Below are 13,507 nucleotides of genomic sequence, written 5' to 3'. Positions count from 1 at the left end.
CCTTCTTTCCGGTACTCCGGTTTTTGCAATGGTGCCGGATGAAATTGAACCACACCACATCTCCCTTGATTCCGCACGGGTACTTGCCGATGCAGCGTTGCTCGAGTTTGTTCTTGCAGGCAGTCCCGGCGCACTATCCGGTTCATGGGAAGGATCTCATATTGCTCCCGGTCCGATTACTATCTACGATATAAATGGCGAACCACTCTTTTTCCATTTTGATGTCATGCGTGATGGTGCCATAATCGGTGGCGTGAAGATTGGTGCAAGCAGGATCCTCCCGTCATCGGTGATGGCCGTTGAACTCACCCCGCGGTATTGGGATGTTAACGAATCAGGGGAGGTGGCAGAGGCTTCGCTCCTTCATATGTGTCCCCAATGCAGCATCACCTCCTCGGAACCGGTGTGCTATAGTTATCCGAAGATAGGCCAGAGGATTACTTTTGTCCAATGGGGCTCTGAAGTCGAAGAGGAGTTCATATTCGATCCAACAACCTCCACGCAGGTTCCAGAAGACTGGTCGTGGTCTTATTATAATAGCCTTGATGATGCAACCGGTCCTCCTAATAGTGTTGCCTGGGACGAGGAAGAAGCCATACATCGCCTGGTTCTTGAGAAAGCACGGATATACGGGTATCCCGGAACCAGCTTGAATCAGGAGAAAATGCAAGCTCTCCGCAAAGCGACCTTTCCGGAATATCAGGTGGGTTCGAGCGGGGCCGGGGTTCTTGGAGCTGGAGAAGCACCTTCTACAGGAAAGAAAGTTCTCCCCATTACTCTCTACCCCCAGAAGAAGGGTGATTGGTGTGCCGTTGCCTCAATACAGATGATATCAGACTATTTTGGCACCTATTTCGACCAGGACGACATCGCCCGCCTGACGAATACCAAGGGGGGAATGTACGTTGAAGATCAGGTGGAGTTCTTGATACTACACCTCGGGAAGCAGGAGACGTATGCTGATTACAGCCCTTCGTTCCAGAAAGAGGTGTATGAGATCGAAAACAACCGGCCGTTTGGAAGCAATGTCGAGTCTTTCACCATCGCGGGTGGCCATGCACGGGTGGGTGCAGGATACAATGACGATTGGGGGAGGAATGAGATTTACATTTACGATCCCTGGCCGATGAACCAGGGATCGGTTTATTGGGAACCATACTCTTCCGTAAACCATATCTGTGACGTATTCATTCGTGGATCGGATACTCCCCGGATAGAGCCTCCGGTTACCCGTTTCAGCTACACGTTTGATAAAACCACCGTAACCTTCATTGATCTTTCAACGGAGAACCCGGATTCGTGGTACTGGACATTTGGTGATGGCACTATCTCAACTTCACAGAACCCCACGCATACTTATGCCCAGCCCGGTTCCTACTGGGTGACCCTCACCGCTTCCAACAGCGGTGGAAGCTCGCGATCCATTCTTGCGGTTTATATCCCTGGAGATACACCATCGCCAACTGCAACACCTATCACCACACCAACGGTGTCAATCAAACCCACGATATTCCTGAAGGTGTATCCTACGGTTGTGCCGACGACCGTTCCGACTGTACCCGTAGCGACACATCCCACGATATTCCCGAAGGTGATTCCTACGGTTGTGCCGACGACCGTTCCGACTGTACCCGTAGCGACACATCCCACGATATTCCCAAAGGTGTATCCTACGGTTGTGCCGACGACCGTTCCGACTGTACCCGTAGCGACACATCCCACGATATTCCCGAAGGTGTATCCTACGGTTGTGCCGACGACCGTTCCGACTGTACCCGTAGCGACATATCCCACGATATTCCCGAAGGTGTATCCTACGGTTGTGCCGACGACCGTTCCGACCGTACCCGTAGCGACATATCCCACGATATTCCCGAAGGTGTATCCGACATCGTCTCCAACCACACTGCCGACAGGATCCCCTTCAAGGTATATTAGTTCTTTTATACCGGTCGCGAACTTCAACCACATGTCAAAAGGAACCTCCGTAATCTTCGTTGACACTTCAGTTGGTCCGACGGGTTGGTTATGGGATTTTGGGGATGGAACGAGCTCTACTGAAAGCGATCCCATTCACACGTATAAAGAGCCGGGAACGTTTACTGTATCCCTCAAAGTTACAAATAGCGCAGGAAGTTCAACAATTTCCAAAACTCTTACGGTTGGTTCATTCGCGGTAGGATGATATCCGGCATGTGGAAATGCTGTGTCATCCGTAGGAGTATGGAGGGCCAGGAAACATCGGTAATGGACTTTTCATCTCCAAAAAAACCTACACTTTCTCCAATGGCGCCCGAAAATTTCATGTATTTCATGATACACACGGGAGTTGGGCTTTCTCCCAACCTCCGCCACCATTGTGTTGCCAACCCCGACTCGTTAAGAGGGGGGCACTCATTGCTGTTGTTTCTTCCCAGGCACCGGGTAGGCACCGCCAGCTTCGAAAAAAAACTATACCAAAATTATAACTCTTCTTTTTCCTGCCGCCGGAACGTCTCCACAAGGTTCACTTCTGTAATCTCAGGGATGAACTCCAGGGCTTCATGCACGATACGACTCCGCCATAGCACCCAGCGGCGGTCATAGTTGATTCCCGGTGGCAGGGTGATGGTGACGATACCATCGTTGAATGCAACTTCAATGTCCCTGCCGGTAAAGAGACGGATGAGACCTTTCACCTTTTCCACGATGTCGCTGACCGCGGTCTCGATCCTGAACCAGTAATGTAGTTCCTTTCCTGCCAGCGGGTGGTTGAAATCTACCAGCACCCGGTTCCCGATGATATCCACTACGGTCCCCTCACCCCTGTCCGGAACCTTGATGGTTATCCCGACCTTGGGCTTTTCCTTGAATGAATTCTTATTGAAGGCTTCGATGTGTTCCTTTTCGCGGGGGCCAAAGGCCTTCTCCGGGGGGATATCGATCTCGCCTTCATCTCCGACTTCCCTGCCTTCAAGCGCTTCATCGAGCCCGAGGATGACATGCTGGCTGCCGATCCGGATCGTCACCGGCCCATAGAGGGCCCCGGGGCTGTGAACGCCGGCATCCTTTGCCGCTTCTTCATCGGTGGTATCGAATACCGCGCCGGCGACGCTGCCGGTATAGCTGAGCGAGACAAAATCACCCTTTTCTAACGGCATAAACTCTGCACCTCTGTCTATATAACAAAGGGAGAATGATACATAAACCTGTGGAAGGCTGAATGCGATGCTCGAGGTAGAGATCAAAACACGCGTGGAGGATCTTGGAATGATCCGGGAGCGACTCCTCCTCAACCATGCCACCCCGTCGGCCCGTGTCCACGAACACGATATCTACTACAACGCTCCTGACCGCGATTTCGGGACAACCGATGAAGCACTCCGGCTGCGGTATACCGGAGACGGGTGCCTGCTCACCTACAAGGGGCCGAAGATGAGGGAGTACAGGCTCAAGGCCCGCGAGGAGTTGAACACGGGAGTCGAGTCCGGGAGCGTCATGGGGGCGATCCTCGAGCGGTTGGGCTTTATGCCGGTTGCGGAGGTGGAGAAGCAGAGAGAGTACTACGAATACCGGGGAGCACTGGTCTCCCTCGACGAGGTAAAGGGACTTGGCACGTTTGTCGAGATCGAGGCCCGCACCAGCAATGCACATGAAGACCCCCAGGAATTCGTCATGGAAATCGCAAGAGAGATCGGGGTGGAGGGAGAGCCGATCCTCTCCTCCTACCTAGAACTCCTGCTCGTTAAACGGTGATCAATTCTATTCCTATCACCTTTGGCTCCGGACCGAAATGGATAAGGGCACATTCGCCTGTTGCAGCTACGCCAGGATTGACGATCCTGACACCCTCTCTTTCGGCAATACCCCTCGCTTCGTGGATATGGGCGCAACAGACCAGGTCGAATGATGGCATGTGCTTCAGAACGCTCCGGCTTCCCACGTGATTTCCCCTGGCACGGTCGAGGATTCCATAGGGCGGCGCATGGCTGATCAGAACGTTGTGCAGGGCCTCTCGCCGCTTGGGAATGACTGCTGACAGGATGGTGTCGATCTGGTGGTCGGTCAGTTCAAACGGCGTGTTGAAAGGGGTCGGGTTGGATCCGCCGACGCCAATGATGGAGATTTTCCCGAGGCTGATATGGGCTGAGTGGAGACAGACGCACTCCGAGCGTTCGAGGAACTCGATCATATCACGCGGATCGCAGTTTCCGGGCACGGCAAAGGCCGGAACATCGATGCGCGAGAGGAGATCGGTGGCCGATTCTGCAGGACCCATGTTGGTTATATCGCCTGCTATAAAGACAGCATCAGGGTTCAGGTCAAGGAACGCATCAAGTTTTCCGTATTCCCCGTGGAGATCGGCCAGGAGGAGAACGTTTTCCATACCCTATCCATTCAGTCCCGGCATTAGAAAATCCTATCTCCAGCGAACGCCACGATCCGGTCAGTTTCCCCTGGAGGGCAAGCGAGCCGAGGAGATGGGAGAGATCGCGGGAGAGCGGCCGGGGGCTCGACATCCCCAGCGGCGTGCCAGGGAGCGGGAGGAAGGAATGAGCGTGTATCTTCCCGTACCGGGCAATCCACCGGACGAGCTTGGCCGTTGCCCGCTGGTCATCATCGCTCTCGAAGGGAAACCCGACGATGATATCGACAACCGGGGTCAGGCCCACTCCGGTGCACAATTCCACCGCTTTGACCACGTCTTCAACGGTATGCTCGCGGCCAATCCGTTGAAGGACGGAATCGCTCCCGGACTGCGCGCCAAACTGGATGGCAGTGTTCGCGCAGTATCTCGTGACAAGGCCAAGCGTTTCCTCCGTAATAAATTCGGGCCGGACTTCGCTTGGGAACGTGCCGAAGTAGATGTTGTTCCTGAGGGTGGACAGGAGTTCCCTGAGTCGATGGGGACGTGGCTTTCTTCCATCCGATCCATAGGCAAAGGCATTCGGGGAGACAAACCTGGCATCCCGGTGCCGGGAGGCGTAATGTACGATGCCTGCCACGCTCCGGTGGCGCATGACCGTTCCGAATATCCGCGGGGTCTGGCAGTAGGAGCACGAGAACGGGCATCCCCGCGAGATCTCGACGTATCCTTTCATCCGCGAAAAGGCAGGGTAGGCATCGAGGATGACGCTCGATGCCGGGGGACTATAGGATTCGCGGGTAGCTATACCAGGGAGCGTGACAGGCTGATGGTCCCTTATACACGAAAGGAGTGCCGGGACAAGATACTCCCCCTCCCCGACCACTACGTAATCGGCATATCCGGAGACCTGACGCCAGCAGGCGGTAGCATGGGGCCCTCCTGCAATGGTGATGCAGTCTGCTTCCGCGATTTCAGGCGCAAGATCGCGGACATTCAGGGAATTGAGACTGTAGCAGGTGACATCGTTCCGGGGACGATCCGTTGGTTCGAGGAAGAAGCCTTCCCGCTCGCAGGCAGCATAGAGTGTGGCATATGTATTCCTTGTCGCAGTGGTATACCGCCAATTCACCTTCATATCCGCCTTCCCGGAAATAAAAAAGAGGACAATCCAGGGATCACGCCCTGGAACGGCAGGGGAGGAGCCGATCGATAACCTTGCAGGTGCTGCCGGTGTTGAGGGTGACCCACACCTTGATCCGGTCAGTTCCCCTGGTGCCATGGAGCACCAGCAGCTCATGCGGCTGGTTCAGGGAGGAGGCTTCCTTCATATTCGATGGTTCCTTCGGTTCCATTTACCTGTACAAGGGCACCTGGTTTTAACCGGCCGATTGCTACTTCGGGCTGGTCCACCAGAGGGATATCCCCGATGATGGCGCCGACAGCGATGATGGGGTCTGCCTGGGTATTGATGATCGCTGCCGGAGCCTTCCCGTTCCTCTTCAACGCATACAGGACATAAGAGCCAACAGTCGACCCCTTTCCGTGCTCGAAAGCGAGCACAGTACCCGCGATACTCCGACCCTCCAGGGGATGACCTTTCTCGACCACGATGCCGGTCTCTGGATCGACCCCGGAAAGAAAAGAGATGGGAGCGGGGCTCACCAGGAGCTCGCCACTACCAGTACCCCGTGATATTCCCCGTGCCCGGAATAGCAAAATCACACCTAATAAATGTTAGGAAAACGAGTATAATAGTAATATGGAAGAATCCATCCTCAATACAGGAGGTGACTCCGAGCTTGCCTCCAAGCTGAAACTTCAGGATCTCGAGTCTCAGATCCTCGACCTCAAGGTCAGGAACGAGGAGCTGGGAAGAGAGGTCGCCCAACTCCGGCGGGAGAATAATCAGCTGAAGAGGATGCCACTCTTCGTTGCCGTTGTTGTCGATATCCTCGGCACGGGTGAAGTCTATCTCCGGCAGCAGGGCAATAACCAGGAATACATCACCCACGTGAACGACGATCTCCTCCAGCAGCTCAAGCCCGGGACCAAGGTTGCCGTCAACAACGCCCTCTCCATCGTGAGAATCGTGGGCAACATTTTCGATTCACGGGTCAGGGTAATGGAGCTCGATGAGTCTCCAGCGGTGACCTTCGAGCATATTGGCGGACTGGAGAAAGAGATCGAAGAAGTCCGGGAAGCGGTTGAGTATCCTCTCACCAAGCCGCATATCTATGAGCGGGTGGGAGTTGAGCCTCCAAAGGGGATCCTCCTCTACGGTCCGCCAGGGACCGGGAAGACCCTGATTGCAAAAGCCGTTGCGCACGAAGCCAGGGCAACCTTCATACGGATGTCCGGGAGCGAACTGGTGCACAAATACATCGGTGAAGGAGCCCAGCTGGTGCGGGAGCTTTTCGCGCTTGCCAGGGAGAAGTCCCCATCCATCGTATTCATAGATGAGATCGATGCGGTGGGATCCACCAGGACCAATGACGGGACGTCTGGCAGCGCTGAGGTCCAGCGGACCCTGATGCAGCTCCTCGCTGAGATGGATGGTTTTGACACACGGGGGGATGTAAGGATCATGGCAGCCACCAACCGTGTTGACATGCTCGATCCCGCCCTGCTGCGCCCTGGCAGGTTCGACCGTGCGATCGAAATCCCCCTGCCGGATTCTGCAGCCCGGAAGGCAATCCTGGAGATCCATTCCCGGAAGATGCGACTCGAAGGCGTTGACCTTGACAGGATCGTAGAGATGACCGAGGACACCACGGGAGCCGAGCTTCAGGCAGTCTGCCGTGAGGCTGGTATGATGGCGGTCCGGAGAGAGGCAACCGGCGTCTCGCAGGATGATTTCGAGAAAGCGGTCCGGAAGGTCAAGGCCGAGGTCATCCTGGATCTCCGGATGTATACCTGACCATTTCACCAAATCTGAACTTTTTTTTCCTGCAGGATTTTTCTTAACCCGTTGGTGGCGACTTTCTTTGCATGCTCTCTGTTGCCCTTCCCATGGGGCAGCTTCACCGGGAATTCCGCGATTGACCCGGAGCGCCTATAAGTCCCACATGTGCATATATTGATCAACAGCCAAATGAATGTCCTTTTCCTGCCACGGGAGGGGGTTTCCCTCTACCGCGAACTCCTTGCGTCCGAGACAAGCCGGGAGGCTCTCCGGTTCTACCGGCCGCGGGAGACACATCGCGGGGTGGAGATAACGGTAGCAACGCTCAGCAGCGCCCTTGCCCTTGCCGCAGATCTCCGCTGGTATCTGAAGCGTTACATGCGGGGGGTTCTTTTCGAGATTGCTCCTGACATATACAGCTCCCACCGCCTGGCCCGGGAAGTGTACTACGACCGGGAGATCTCGCTCTCCGATCACTGGGATTTCAGGCTCATATACCGGATGCAGGATGGATTCGTGGTCCATGAAGAGCAGATCCTTCCGGGGTCAGAACGGCGGTGTTCAGGGCCGGCCGAGATCGAAGTCTGGTGTACCGAAGATGAATATCATGGGGGGAGTGATTCGATTGCTGAGAAAGGCGATGCCGGACAACAGGATGAAGAGGAATGACGGGGTCGATGGGTCTCACGGGATTCGACACTGGTATACCAACTGATAATTCCATTTGATTTACTTCTTGTTACAATAAAATAATTTAATTCTCAAAGTCGCACATAATCCCCTGTACCTTGCAGGATATAATTCTCCTGAAGGTATGATTGCAGGTGATACCATGGAAAAATCTTACAAGTTTGTGGGAATAATGGGATTGTTTTTAATTGTAGGGTTCCTGCTCCTTTCTGCAGGATGCACCGAAGATAAAGAGGCGCCGCTGAATGTATATGTTGCAGCGGGCCTCAAGAAACCGATGGACGTGGTGATTGCGAAGTATACCAATGCCACCGGCATCACAGTCATCCCCAACTATGGACCATCTGGCGGACTCTACACCCAGATCAGCCAGGGACAACCCTGTGACCTGTACTATTCTGCGGATTATAACCTTATCGAGAAACTTGAAGCGGAGGGCAAAGTATCCGAGGCAGAGAAGTTCATGAATGAGTTTGTCGTGTTGACCGTTTCAAAGACCGGCAGGGAGAAAGGGATCACGACAGCATCCAACCTCACCGGTAAAAACATCGTTGTTGCGGTTGCCGATCCAAGTGCTCCGGTCGGGGTCTATTCCGAGAACGTATTGAAGAACCTCGGGCTTTGGGACCAGCTGAACGCCCTGGGCAACATCAAGACCCGGCCGGGCACCGTGAATCAGGTGGCCCTGATGGTGCAGAGTGACGAGATAGATGCCGGGTTCACCTACAGCAGTACGGCTGTACTCTACAATCTCGATACGGTTGAGAAATACAGCTACGACCTGTCGGAAGAGATCGTCTTTGGCGATGCGGTAATCAAGGGAGGAAACGAGGCAGGTGCAAAGGCCTTCAGGGACTTTGTCCGGCAGAACAGCGATGAGTTCACCCAGTACGGCTGGGAACTGTATGCGTAAGGTGAGTATCTGGGAGGTCCTCTTTGTCCCCCTTTTTTTCCTGCTTATTGTCTACCCGGTCCTGGCCATCATCGGGAACGTGACAATCGAGGGGATGATAAAGACCTTTGATGACCCCATCTTCTGGGACTCGGTCAAGAACACGCTCGTAACAGCCTTCTTTGCCGCTCTGCTCGGAGTGATGATGGCGCTTGGGTTCGGCTACTTCTACATCTTTCACCCAGGGACGATCGTCTACAAAATCGCCGATTTCATGAACGATCTTCCCATTGCCCTCCCCCATACCGTAGCCGGTCTCGCGTTGCTGCTCGCATTCGGAAGAAACATGTTCGGGTTCATCGGACCGACCGGTCTCGCGTTCACCCTCGTCGCCGTTGTACTTGCCATGTTCTTTGTCTCATACCCCCTGGCAGCCCGGACCATCGCTTCCGCTGCCGAAGAGATTGACAAGGAACAGATCAACGTGGCCCGGACCCTCGGCGACAATCCGCAGAAGGCATATCGGCGGGTCGTAATTCCCATGCTTGGGGAAGCGATCTTTTCGGGATTTGTACTGAGTTTTTCCCGATCCATATCGGAATTCGCCGCAGTCATCATGTTCGGAGGTAATGTGCCGGGGATGACCCAGGTGCTTGCCAGTTACGTATTTACCAAGGTCGAGGAAGGTGAGGTAAGCATGGCAGTGACTGCCAGTGCGTTCTGTATCCTGCTTTCCCTGATGCTGGTGGTAACCCTTCGTATGCGGGAGAAGTTGCATGCTCGAAGCGCAGAATCTGCATAAATCGTTCTCAACGCACCATGTGCTGAAAGGAATATCAATCACCGTTCATCCCGGCGAGATCCAGGTCCTGATCGGGCTGAACGGATGCGGCAAGACAACGCTGCAGCGGGTACTCACCGGCATCCTGGAGCCGGACCAGGGAACGGTCATGATCGGGGGGCAGGATATCACGCACCTTTCTCCTGAAGACCGCAATGTCGGATACGTACCCCAGCACACGGCGCTGTTCAGGCATCTCACGGTAAGGGAAAACATCCTGTATCCCCTGCAAAACGGCAGGGGATCTGAGGAGACCTTCCACCAGGTCGTAAAGTTACTCTCTCTTGAACCCTACCTGGACTGGAAACCCCACAAGCTATCAGGAGGCTACCGCGCACGGGTAGCCCTTGCAAGGGCGCTGGTATCAGCGCCGCGGGTTATGCTCCTCGATGAGCCTATCACCGAGGTAGATCGGGCAAAGAAAGAGTTTATCCTGCCGCTTTTCCGGGAGGTACTCCTGCAGTTGAACGTCCCGGTCCTGTACATCACCCATGACCCGTGGGAGGCAGCCCAGATTGGAACCTCTTTCTCGGTCATGAAAGATGGGATCGTCCATCGAATCGATTCACCCGAAGAGGCGTTTGCGCTGATCCGGGAACAGGCACGGAGAAATGGGGAATAACTCCCCAAAAATTTCTTGTTTTTGATATCTACCTCAACGAGCGCCGATCAGCGCTTTAATCTCCTTATGAAAGTCCCCCTCTCTTGGATATTTGCAGGAATGTTCAGGATCTTCGCTGTAAGCAGGTTCCGGTGAGACCCGGAGCAATCTTCATCTTTGCCTGGATGCTTGTTTACCCTATCTCATGATCGCACAATTGGCAGGGCATTCTGTAATTTGTGGGAGCCTTCATCGCCGGGATCCTGCCAGGAGGCGCTTTTACAGTCAGGGAAGAAAAAAAAATACAAAAAGACTTCATCCCAGGCCGGCGTTCACGCAAACATTGCACCAAAGCTGCTGGTTAATCTCTTGCGATCGAAGTCGAGCCCGATCTTCTCGATTGCATTTAAGAAATCGCTCCTCGAGACAGCATCATGATCCCTACGGATGGCAAACATGCCCGCCTCCATGCATATGGCCCGGAGATCAGCGCCATTCTTTTCCTCCGTGAGGAATGCGATCTCGCGGAGGTCGACCTCATCGTCAAGCCGCATCTTCCGGGTGTGCACATTCAGGATGGCAAGCCGACCCTCGACATCCGGCAGCGGAATCTCGATAATACGGTCGAACCTGCCCGGTCGGAGGAGCGCCCGGTCAAGGATGTCGATGCGGTTCGTCGCTCCGATGATCTTGACATCCCCCCTCTGCTCGAAACCGTCCATGCCGGCGAGTAGCTGCATCAGTGTCCGCTGCACTTCCCGGTCACCGGAAGTGGTGGCCTCGGTCCGCGAAGCGCCGATGGCATCGATCTCGTCGATGAAGATGATAGTCGGTGACTTCTTCTTTGCCAGGTCGAAGAGCTCCCGCACCAGCCGGGCACCCTCCCCGATATACTTCTGGACCAGCTCTGAGCCCACCACCCGGAGGAAATAGGCATTGGTCTCGTGGGCGACCGCCTTGGCGAGCAGGGTCTTTCCGGTCCCGGGCGGTCCATGGAGGAGGACTCCCTTGGGCGGTTCTATCCCGATACGGTCAAAAACTTCGGGTTTCTTGAGCGGGAGCTCGACAGCCTCACGGATCTCGAGGATCTGGCGGTCAAGGCCTCCGATATCATCATAACTTTCCTCAGGGGTCTCGACCACTTCCATACCGTAAACCGCAGCATCGTAACTCTCGGGCAGGATATCGATGACCGCCAGGGACTGCTGGTTGAGCGTGCACCTGACCCCTGGCTTGAGGTTTTCAGGGTCGATGCACATGGAGCTCCGGACAAGGAACCGCGGCCCGGCGCTGCTCCTGACGATGACCCGGTTGGCATCGACTACATCCGTGACCGTGCCGATGACCAGGGGAGGGCTCCGGAGCTGCTCAATCTCGCTCTTGAGCTTGCGCACCTCCCGTTCATAGCGGATCTTCTGGGTCTCGATGTACCGCTTGTCCGACTCGACCTGGCGGAGCTGTTCACGGAGTTCCAGGTTCCGGGTCTCCATGTTGGTTACGCGGTCGAGAAGGTATCGGCATAATTCCTCAGGATTCTGGGGCTCCTGCGGCTGCCGGGCGCTTTCTGCCATCTTTTTCCTCAATTAACTATATAGGGAAAAATGGCTATAAAGATGTTTGCGAGTGGAACATGCAATGTGAAATGTGCGGCGCTAAGATCCAGGGGCAGGCAAAGACGGTCAGGATCGAAGGGGCCCTGCTCGAAGTCTGCGCCCAGTGTGCAAAGTACGGGACCGAAGTGCAGATACCGAAGAAATCTGAAGGAAGAGGAAAGCCGGTTGCCGTGAAACCCGTCCCTTCCCCGTCCCCGGTCCGCCGGCACCGCGATGTTCTTGACCTGATCGAGGGGGAGATTGTCGACGATTATGGTAATCGTATCCGGAATGCCAGGATGGAGCGGGGCTGGACCCAGAAAGACCTGGCCATGGAGCTCAAGGAAAAGGAACTCCTCATCAAGAAGATCGAAAAAGGAGACCTGATACCGGAAGATGATGTCCGGATCAAGCTCGAACGGACGCTTAACATCCGTCTTATCGATACCGCTGAAGATACTTCGGATAAAAAGAAGGGGGGGAGGGTAGTTCCAACCCTCGGAGATGTCATCTCCATAAAAAAAAGCCATAAATAAGCTTCCGCGGGCTCCTCTTCCGCTGGTTCAAATCTTACATACCCGCCCCTGCAGCATCTGTCCATGGATTTATATAGCACCTGGTGCAAACCGATATCCATGCAAGGTGAGTGTTTTTTCACCGGTGAGTGTTTTTATCACTCCTAGATCGGCTCACACACGTTGCATAACGGTTCTTCGGAATGCTGTTCCCGGAGCCGTGGCTGGTTCCAGCTGGTCCTTTTATTTTAGTTTCTTTAGTTATTTTGGCTATTGTGCCTGATTTTCCGTGAGCTCATTCCCTGAATGCGGCGCAACGGAGGAGGAGTGTGGTATGAGAGGAAAAGAAATTCGTCTGGAACGTATCATCGATCGAAACACCCGGAAGACCATCATCGTTCCCATGGATCACGGGGTCACGAACGGCCCGATTGCAGGACTTATCGACCTCGGTGATGCTGTCGACCGTGTAGCAGAAGGAGGAGCGAATGCGGTGCTCGGCCATGTTGGGCTAGCCCTGCACGGGCACCGGAAGAGCGGGAGGGATGTGGGGCTGATCCTGCACCTTTCGGCAAGTACCGCCATCGGGCCGGACCCGAACGAAAAAGTGCTGATCAACTCGGTTCAAAACGCACTCAAGATGGGCGCTGACGCAGTTTCGGTACATATCAACATCGGTGCCGATTCAGAGGCCAGAATGCTTGCTGATCTCGGGGGTGTGGCAATCGCGTGTATGGAGTGGGGCATGCCTCTCCTGGCCATGATGTATCCCCGGGGGAGGAAGATTGAGGATGAACATAGCTCTGATCATGTTGCCCTGGCAGCCCGGGTTGCCGCAGAGCTTGGTGCAGACATGGTCAAGACTGTATACACGGGAGACCCTGATAGTTTCCGGCTCGTCACCAGGGGCTGTCCGGTCCCGGTGGTCGTGGCTGGCGGGTCGAAGACCGATGACCGCTCAACGTTGGACCTGATTGAAGGGGCTATGATTGGGGGGGCCACTGGCATCTCCATCGGAAGAAATGCGTTCCAGCACCCGAACCCTGCCAGGTTTATCAGGGCGGCAGCGCTCATCGTGCATGAAGGGCAGAGCGCAGAGGAAGCCTGGAAGCTATTGAAGTGATGA

At 54.8% G+C, this 13,507-nt stretch carries 15 protein-coding genes; 9 read left to right on the top strand and 6 right to left on the bottom strand.

The window, feature by feature from the left end:
• The first annotated feature begins 28 nt into the window (after positions 1-28).
• On the top strand, positions 29-2,185 hold the full coding sequence (locus tag IPI71_01325) for a PKD domain-containing protein (protein QQR71199.1): 2,157 nt from the start codon (positions 29-31) through the stop codon (positions 2,183-2,185).
• Between the two features lie 277 nt (positions 2,186-2,462).
• Here the strand turns inward: IPI71_01325 and IPI71_01320 are convergent, their stop codons facing one another.
• Positions 2,463-3,140 carry an FKBP-type peptidyl-prolyl cis-trans isomerase gene (locus IPI71_01320; GenBank protein ID QQR71198.1) on the bottom strand — a complete coding sequence of 226 codons (678 nt, stop codon included), beginning with the start codon at positions 3,138-3,140 and terminating at the stop codon, positions 2,463-2,465.
• 67 nt (positions 3,141-3,207) lie between these two features.
• Here IPI71_01320 and cyaB point away from each other — a divergent pair, with 67 nt between their 5' ends.
• Positions 3,208-3,735: a class IV adenylate cyclase gene (cyaB, locus tag IPI71_01315; GenBank protein ID QQR71197.1), complete on the top strand. Its 528-nt coding sequence runs from the start codon at positions 3,208-3,210 to the stop codon at positions 3,733-3,735.
• On the opposite strand, the gene IPI71_01310 is transcribed toward cyaB, so the two are convergent.
• Genes IPI71_01310 through IPI71_01295 form a run of 4 tightly spaced genes read right to left on the bottom strand, consistent with a single transcriptional unit; the run spans position 3,725 to position 6,064 of the window.
• Positions 3,725-4,366 (bottom strand): metallophosphoesterase, encoded by a 642-nt coding sequence (locus IPI71_01310; GenBank protein QQR71196.1) that lies wholly within the window; start codon positions 4,364-4,366, stop codon positions 3,725-3,727. The genes cyaB and IPI71_01310 overlap by 11 nt on opposite strands.
• Positions 4,314-5,483 (bottom strand): TIGR04013 family B12-binding domain/radical SAM domain-containing protein, encoded by a 1,170-nt coding sequence (locus IPI71_01305; protein QQR71195.1) that lies wholly within the window; start codon positions 5,481-5,483, stop codon positions 4,314-4,316. Before IPI71_01305 ends, IPI71_01310 begins: the two co-directional genes overlap by 53 nt.
• 40 nt (positions 5,484-5,523) lie before the next feature.
• A complete protein-coding gene (locus IPI71_01300) occupies positions 5,524-5,676 on the bottom strand; it encodes a hypothetical protein (protein QQR71194.1) in 153 nt (50 codons plus the stop codon).
• Complete coding sequence (locus tag IPI71_01295) at positions 5,642-6,064, bottom strand: DUF126 domain-containing protein (protein ID QQR71894.1); 423 nt, start codon at positions 6,062-6,064, stop codon at positions 5,642-5,644. The genes IPI71_01300 and IPI71_01295 overlap by 35 nt, the downstream gene beginning before the upstream one ends.
• A 43-nt stretch (positions 6,065-6,107) precedes the next feature.
• Here IPI71_01295 and IPI71_01290 point away from each other — a divergent pair, with 43 nt between their 5' ends.
• The 5 genes from IPI71_01290 (at position 6,108) to IPI71_01270 (ending at position 10,295) form a co-directional block, all read left to right on the top strand.
• Positions 6,108-7,265, top strand: coding sequence for a proteasome-activating nucleotidase (locus tag IPI71_01290; protein ID QQR71193.1), 1,158 nt, complete (start codon positions 6,108-6,110; stop codon positions 7,263-7,265).
• A 174-nt stretch (positions 7,266-7,439) separates the two neighbouring features.
• A complete protein-coding gene (locus tag IPI71_01285) occupies positions 7,440-7,919 on the top strand; it encodes a hypothetical protein (protein ID QQR71192.1) in 480 nt (159 codons plus the stop codon).
• Positions 7,920-8,082: 163 nt separating this feature from the next.
• Positions 8,083-8,853 carry a molybdate ABC transporter substrate-binding protein gene (modA, locus tag IPI71_01280; protein QQR71191.1) on the top strand — a complete coding sequence of 257 codons (771 nt, stop codon included), beginning with the start codon at positions 8,083-8,085 and terminating at the stop codon, positions 8,851-8,853.
• Positions 8,846-9,634, top strand: a complete 789-nt coding sequence (locus IPI71_01275) for an ABC transporter permease (protein ID QQR71190.1) — start codon at positions 8,846-8,848, stop codon at positions 9,632-9,634. The genes modA and IPI71_01275 overlap by 8 nt, the downstream gene beginning before the upstream one ends.
• A complete protein-coding gene (locus IPI71_01270) occupies positions 9,609-10,295 on the top strand; it encodes an ABC transporter ATP-binding protein (protein QQR71189.1) in 687 nt (228 codons plus the stop codon). The genes IPI71_01275 and IPI71_01270 overlap by 26 nt, the downstream gene beginning before the upstream one ends.
• Before the next feature lie 311 nt (positions 10,296-10,606).
• Here IPI71_01270 and IPI71_01265 read toward each other — a convergent pair whose 3' ends face one another.
• The gene (locus IPI71_01265; GenBank protein QQR71893.1) at positions 10,607-11,845 is read right to left on the bottom strand and encodes a proteasome-activating nucleotidase; all 1,239 of its coding nucleotides are present in this window, start codon (positions 11,843-11,845) and stop codon (positions 10,607-10,609) included.
• Positions 11,846-11,904: 59 nt separating this feature from the next.
• On the opposite strand from IPI71_01265, the gene IPI71_01260 reads away from it, so the two are divergent.
• Both IPI71_01260 and IPI71_01255 read left to right on the top strand, forming a co-directional pair.
• Complete coding sequence (locus IPI71_01260) at positions 11,905-12,402, top strand: TIGR00270 family protein (protein QQR71188.1); 498 nt, start codon at positions 11,905-11,907, stop codon at positions 12,400-12,402.
• Between the two features lie 313 nt (positions 12,403-12,715).
• Entirely contained in the window at positions 12,716-13,504 is a 789-nt protein-coding gene (locus IPI71_01255) for a class I fructose-bisphosphate aldolase family protein (GenBank protein ID QQR71187.1), read from the top strand.
• The last annotated feature ends 3 nt before the right edge of the window (positions 13,505-13,507 follow it).

Origin of the sequence: Methanolinea sp. (assembly GCA_016699325.1) — an archaeon.
GTDB lineage: Archaea > Halobacteriota > Methanomicrobia > Methanomicrobiales > Methanospirillaceae > UBA9949.
Note: the sequence above shows the minus strand (reverse complement) of the source record. Positions and strands in the feature narration are given on the sequence as shown.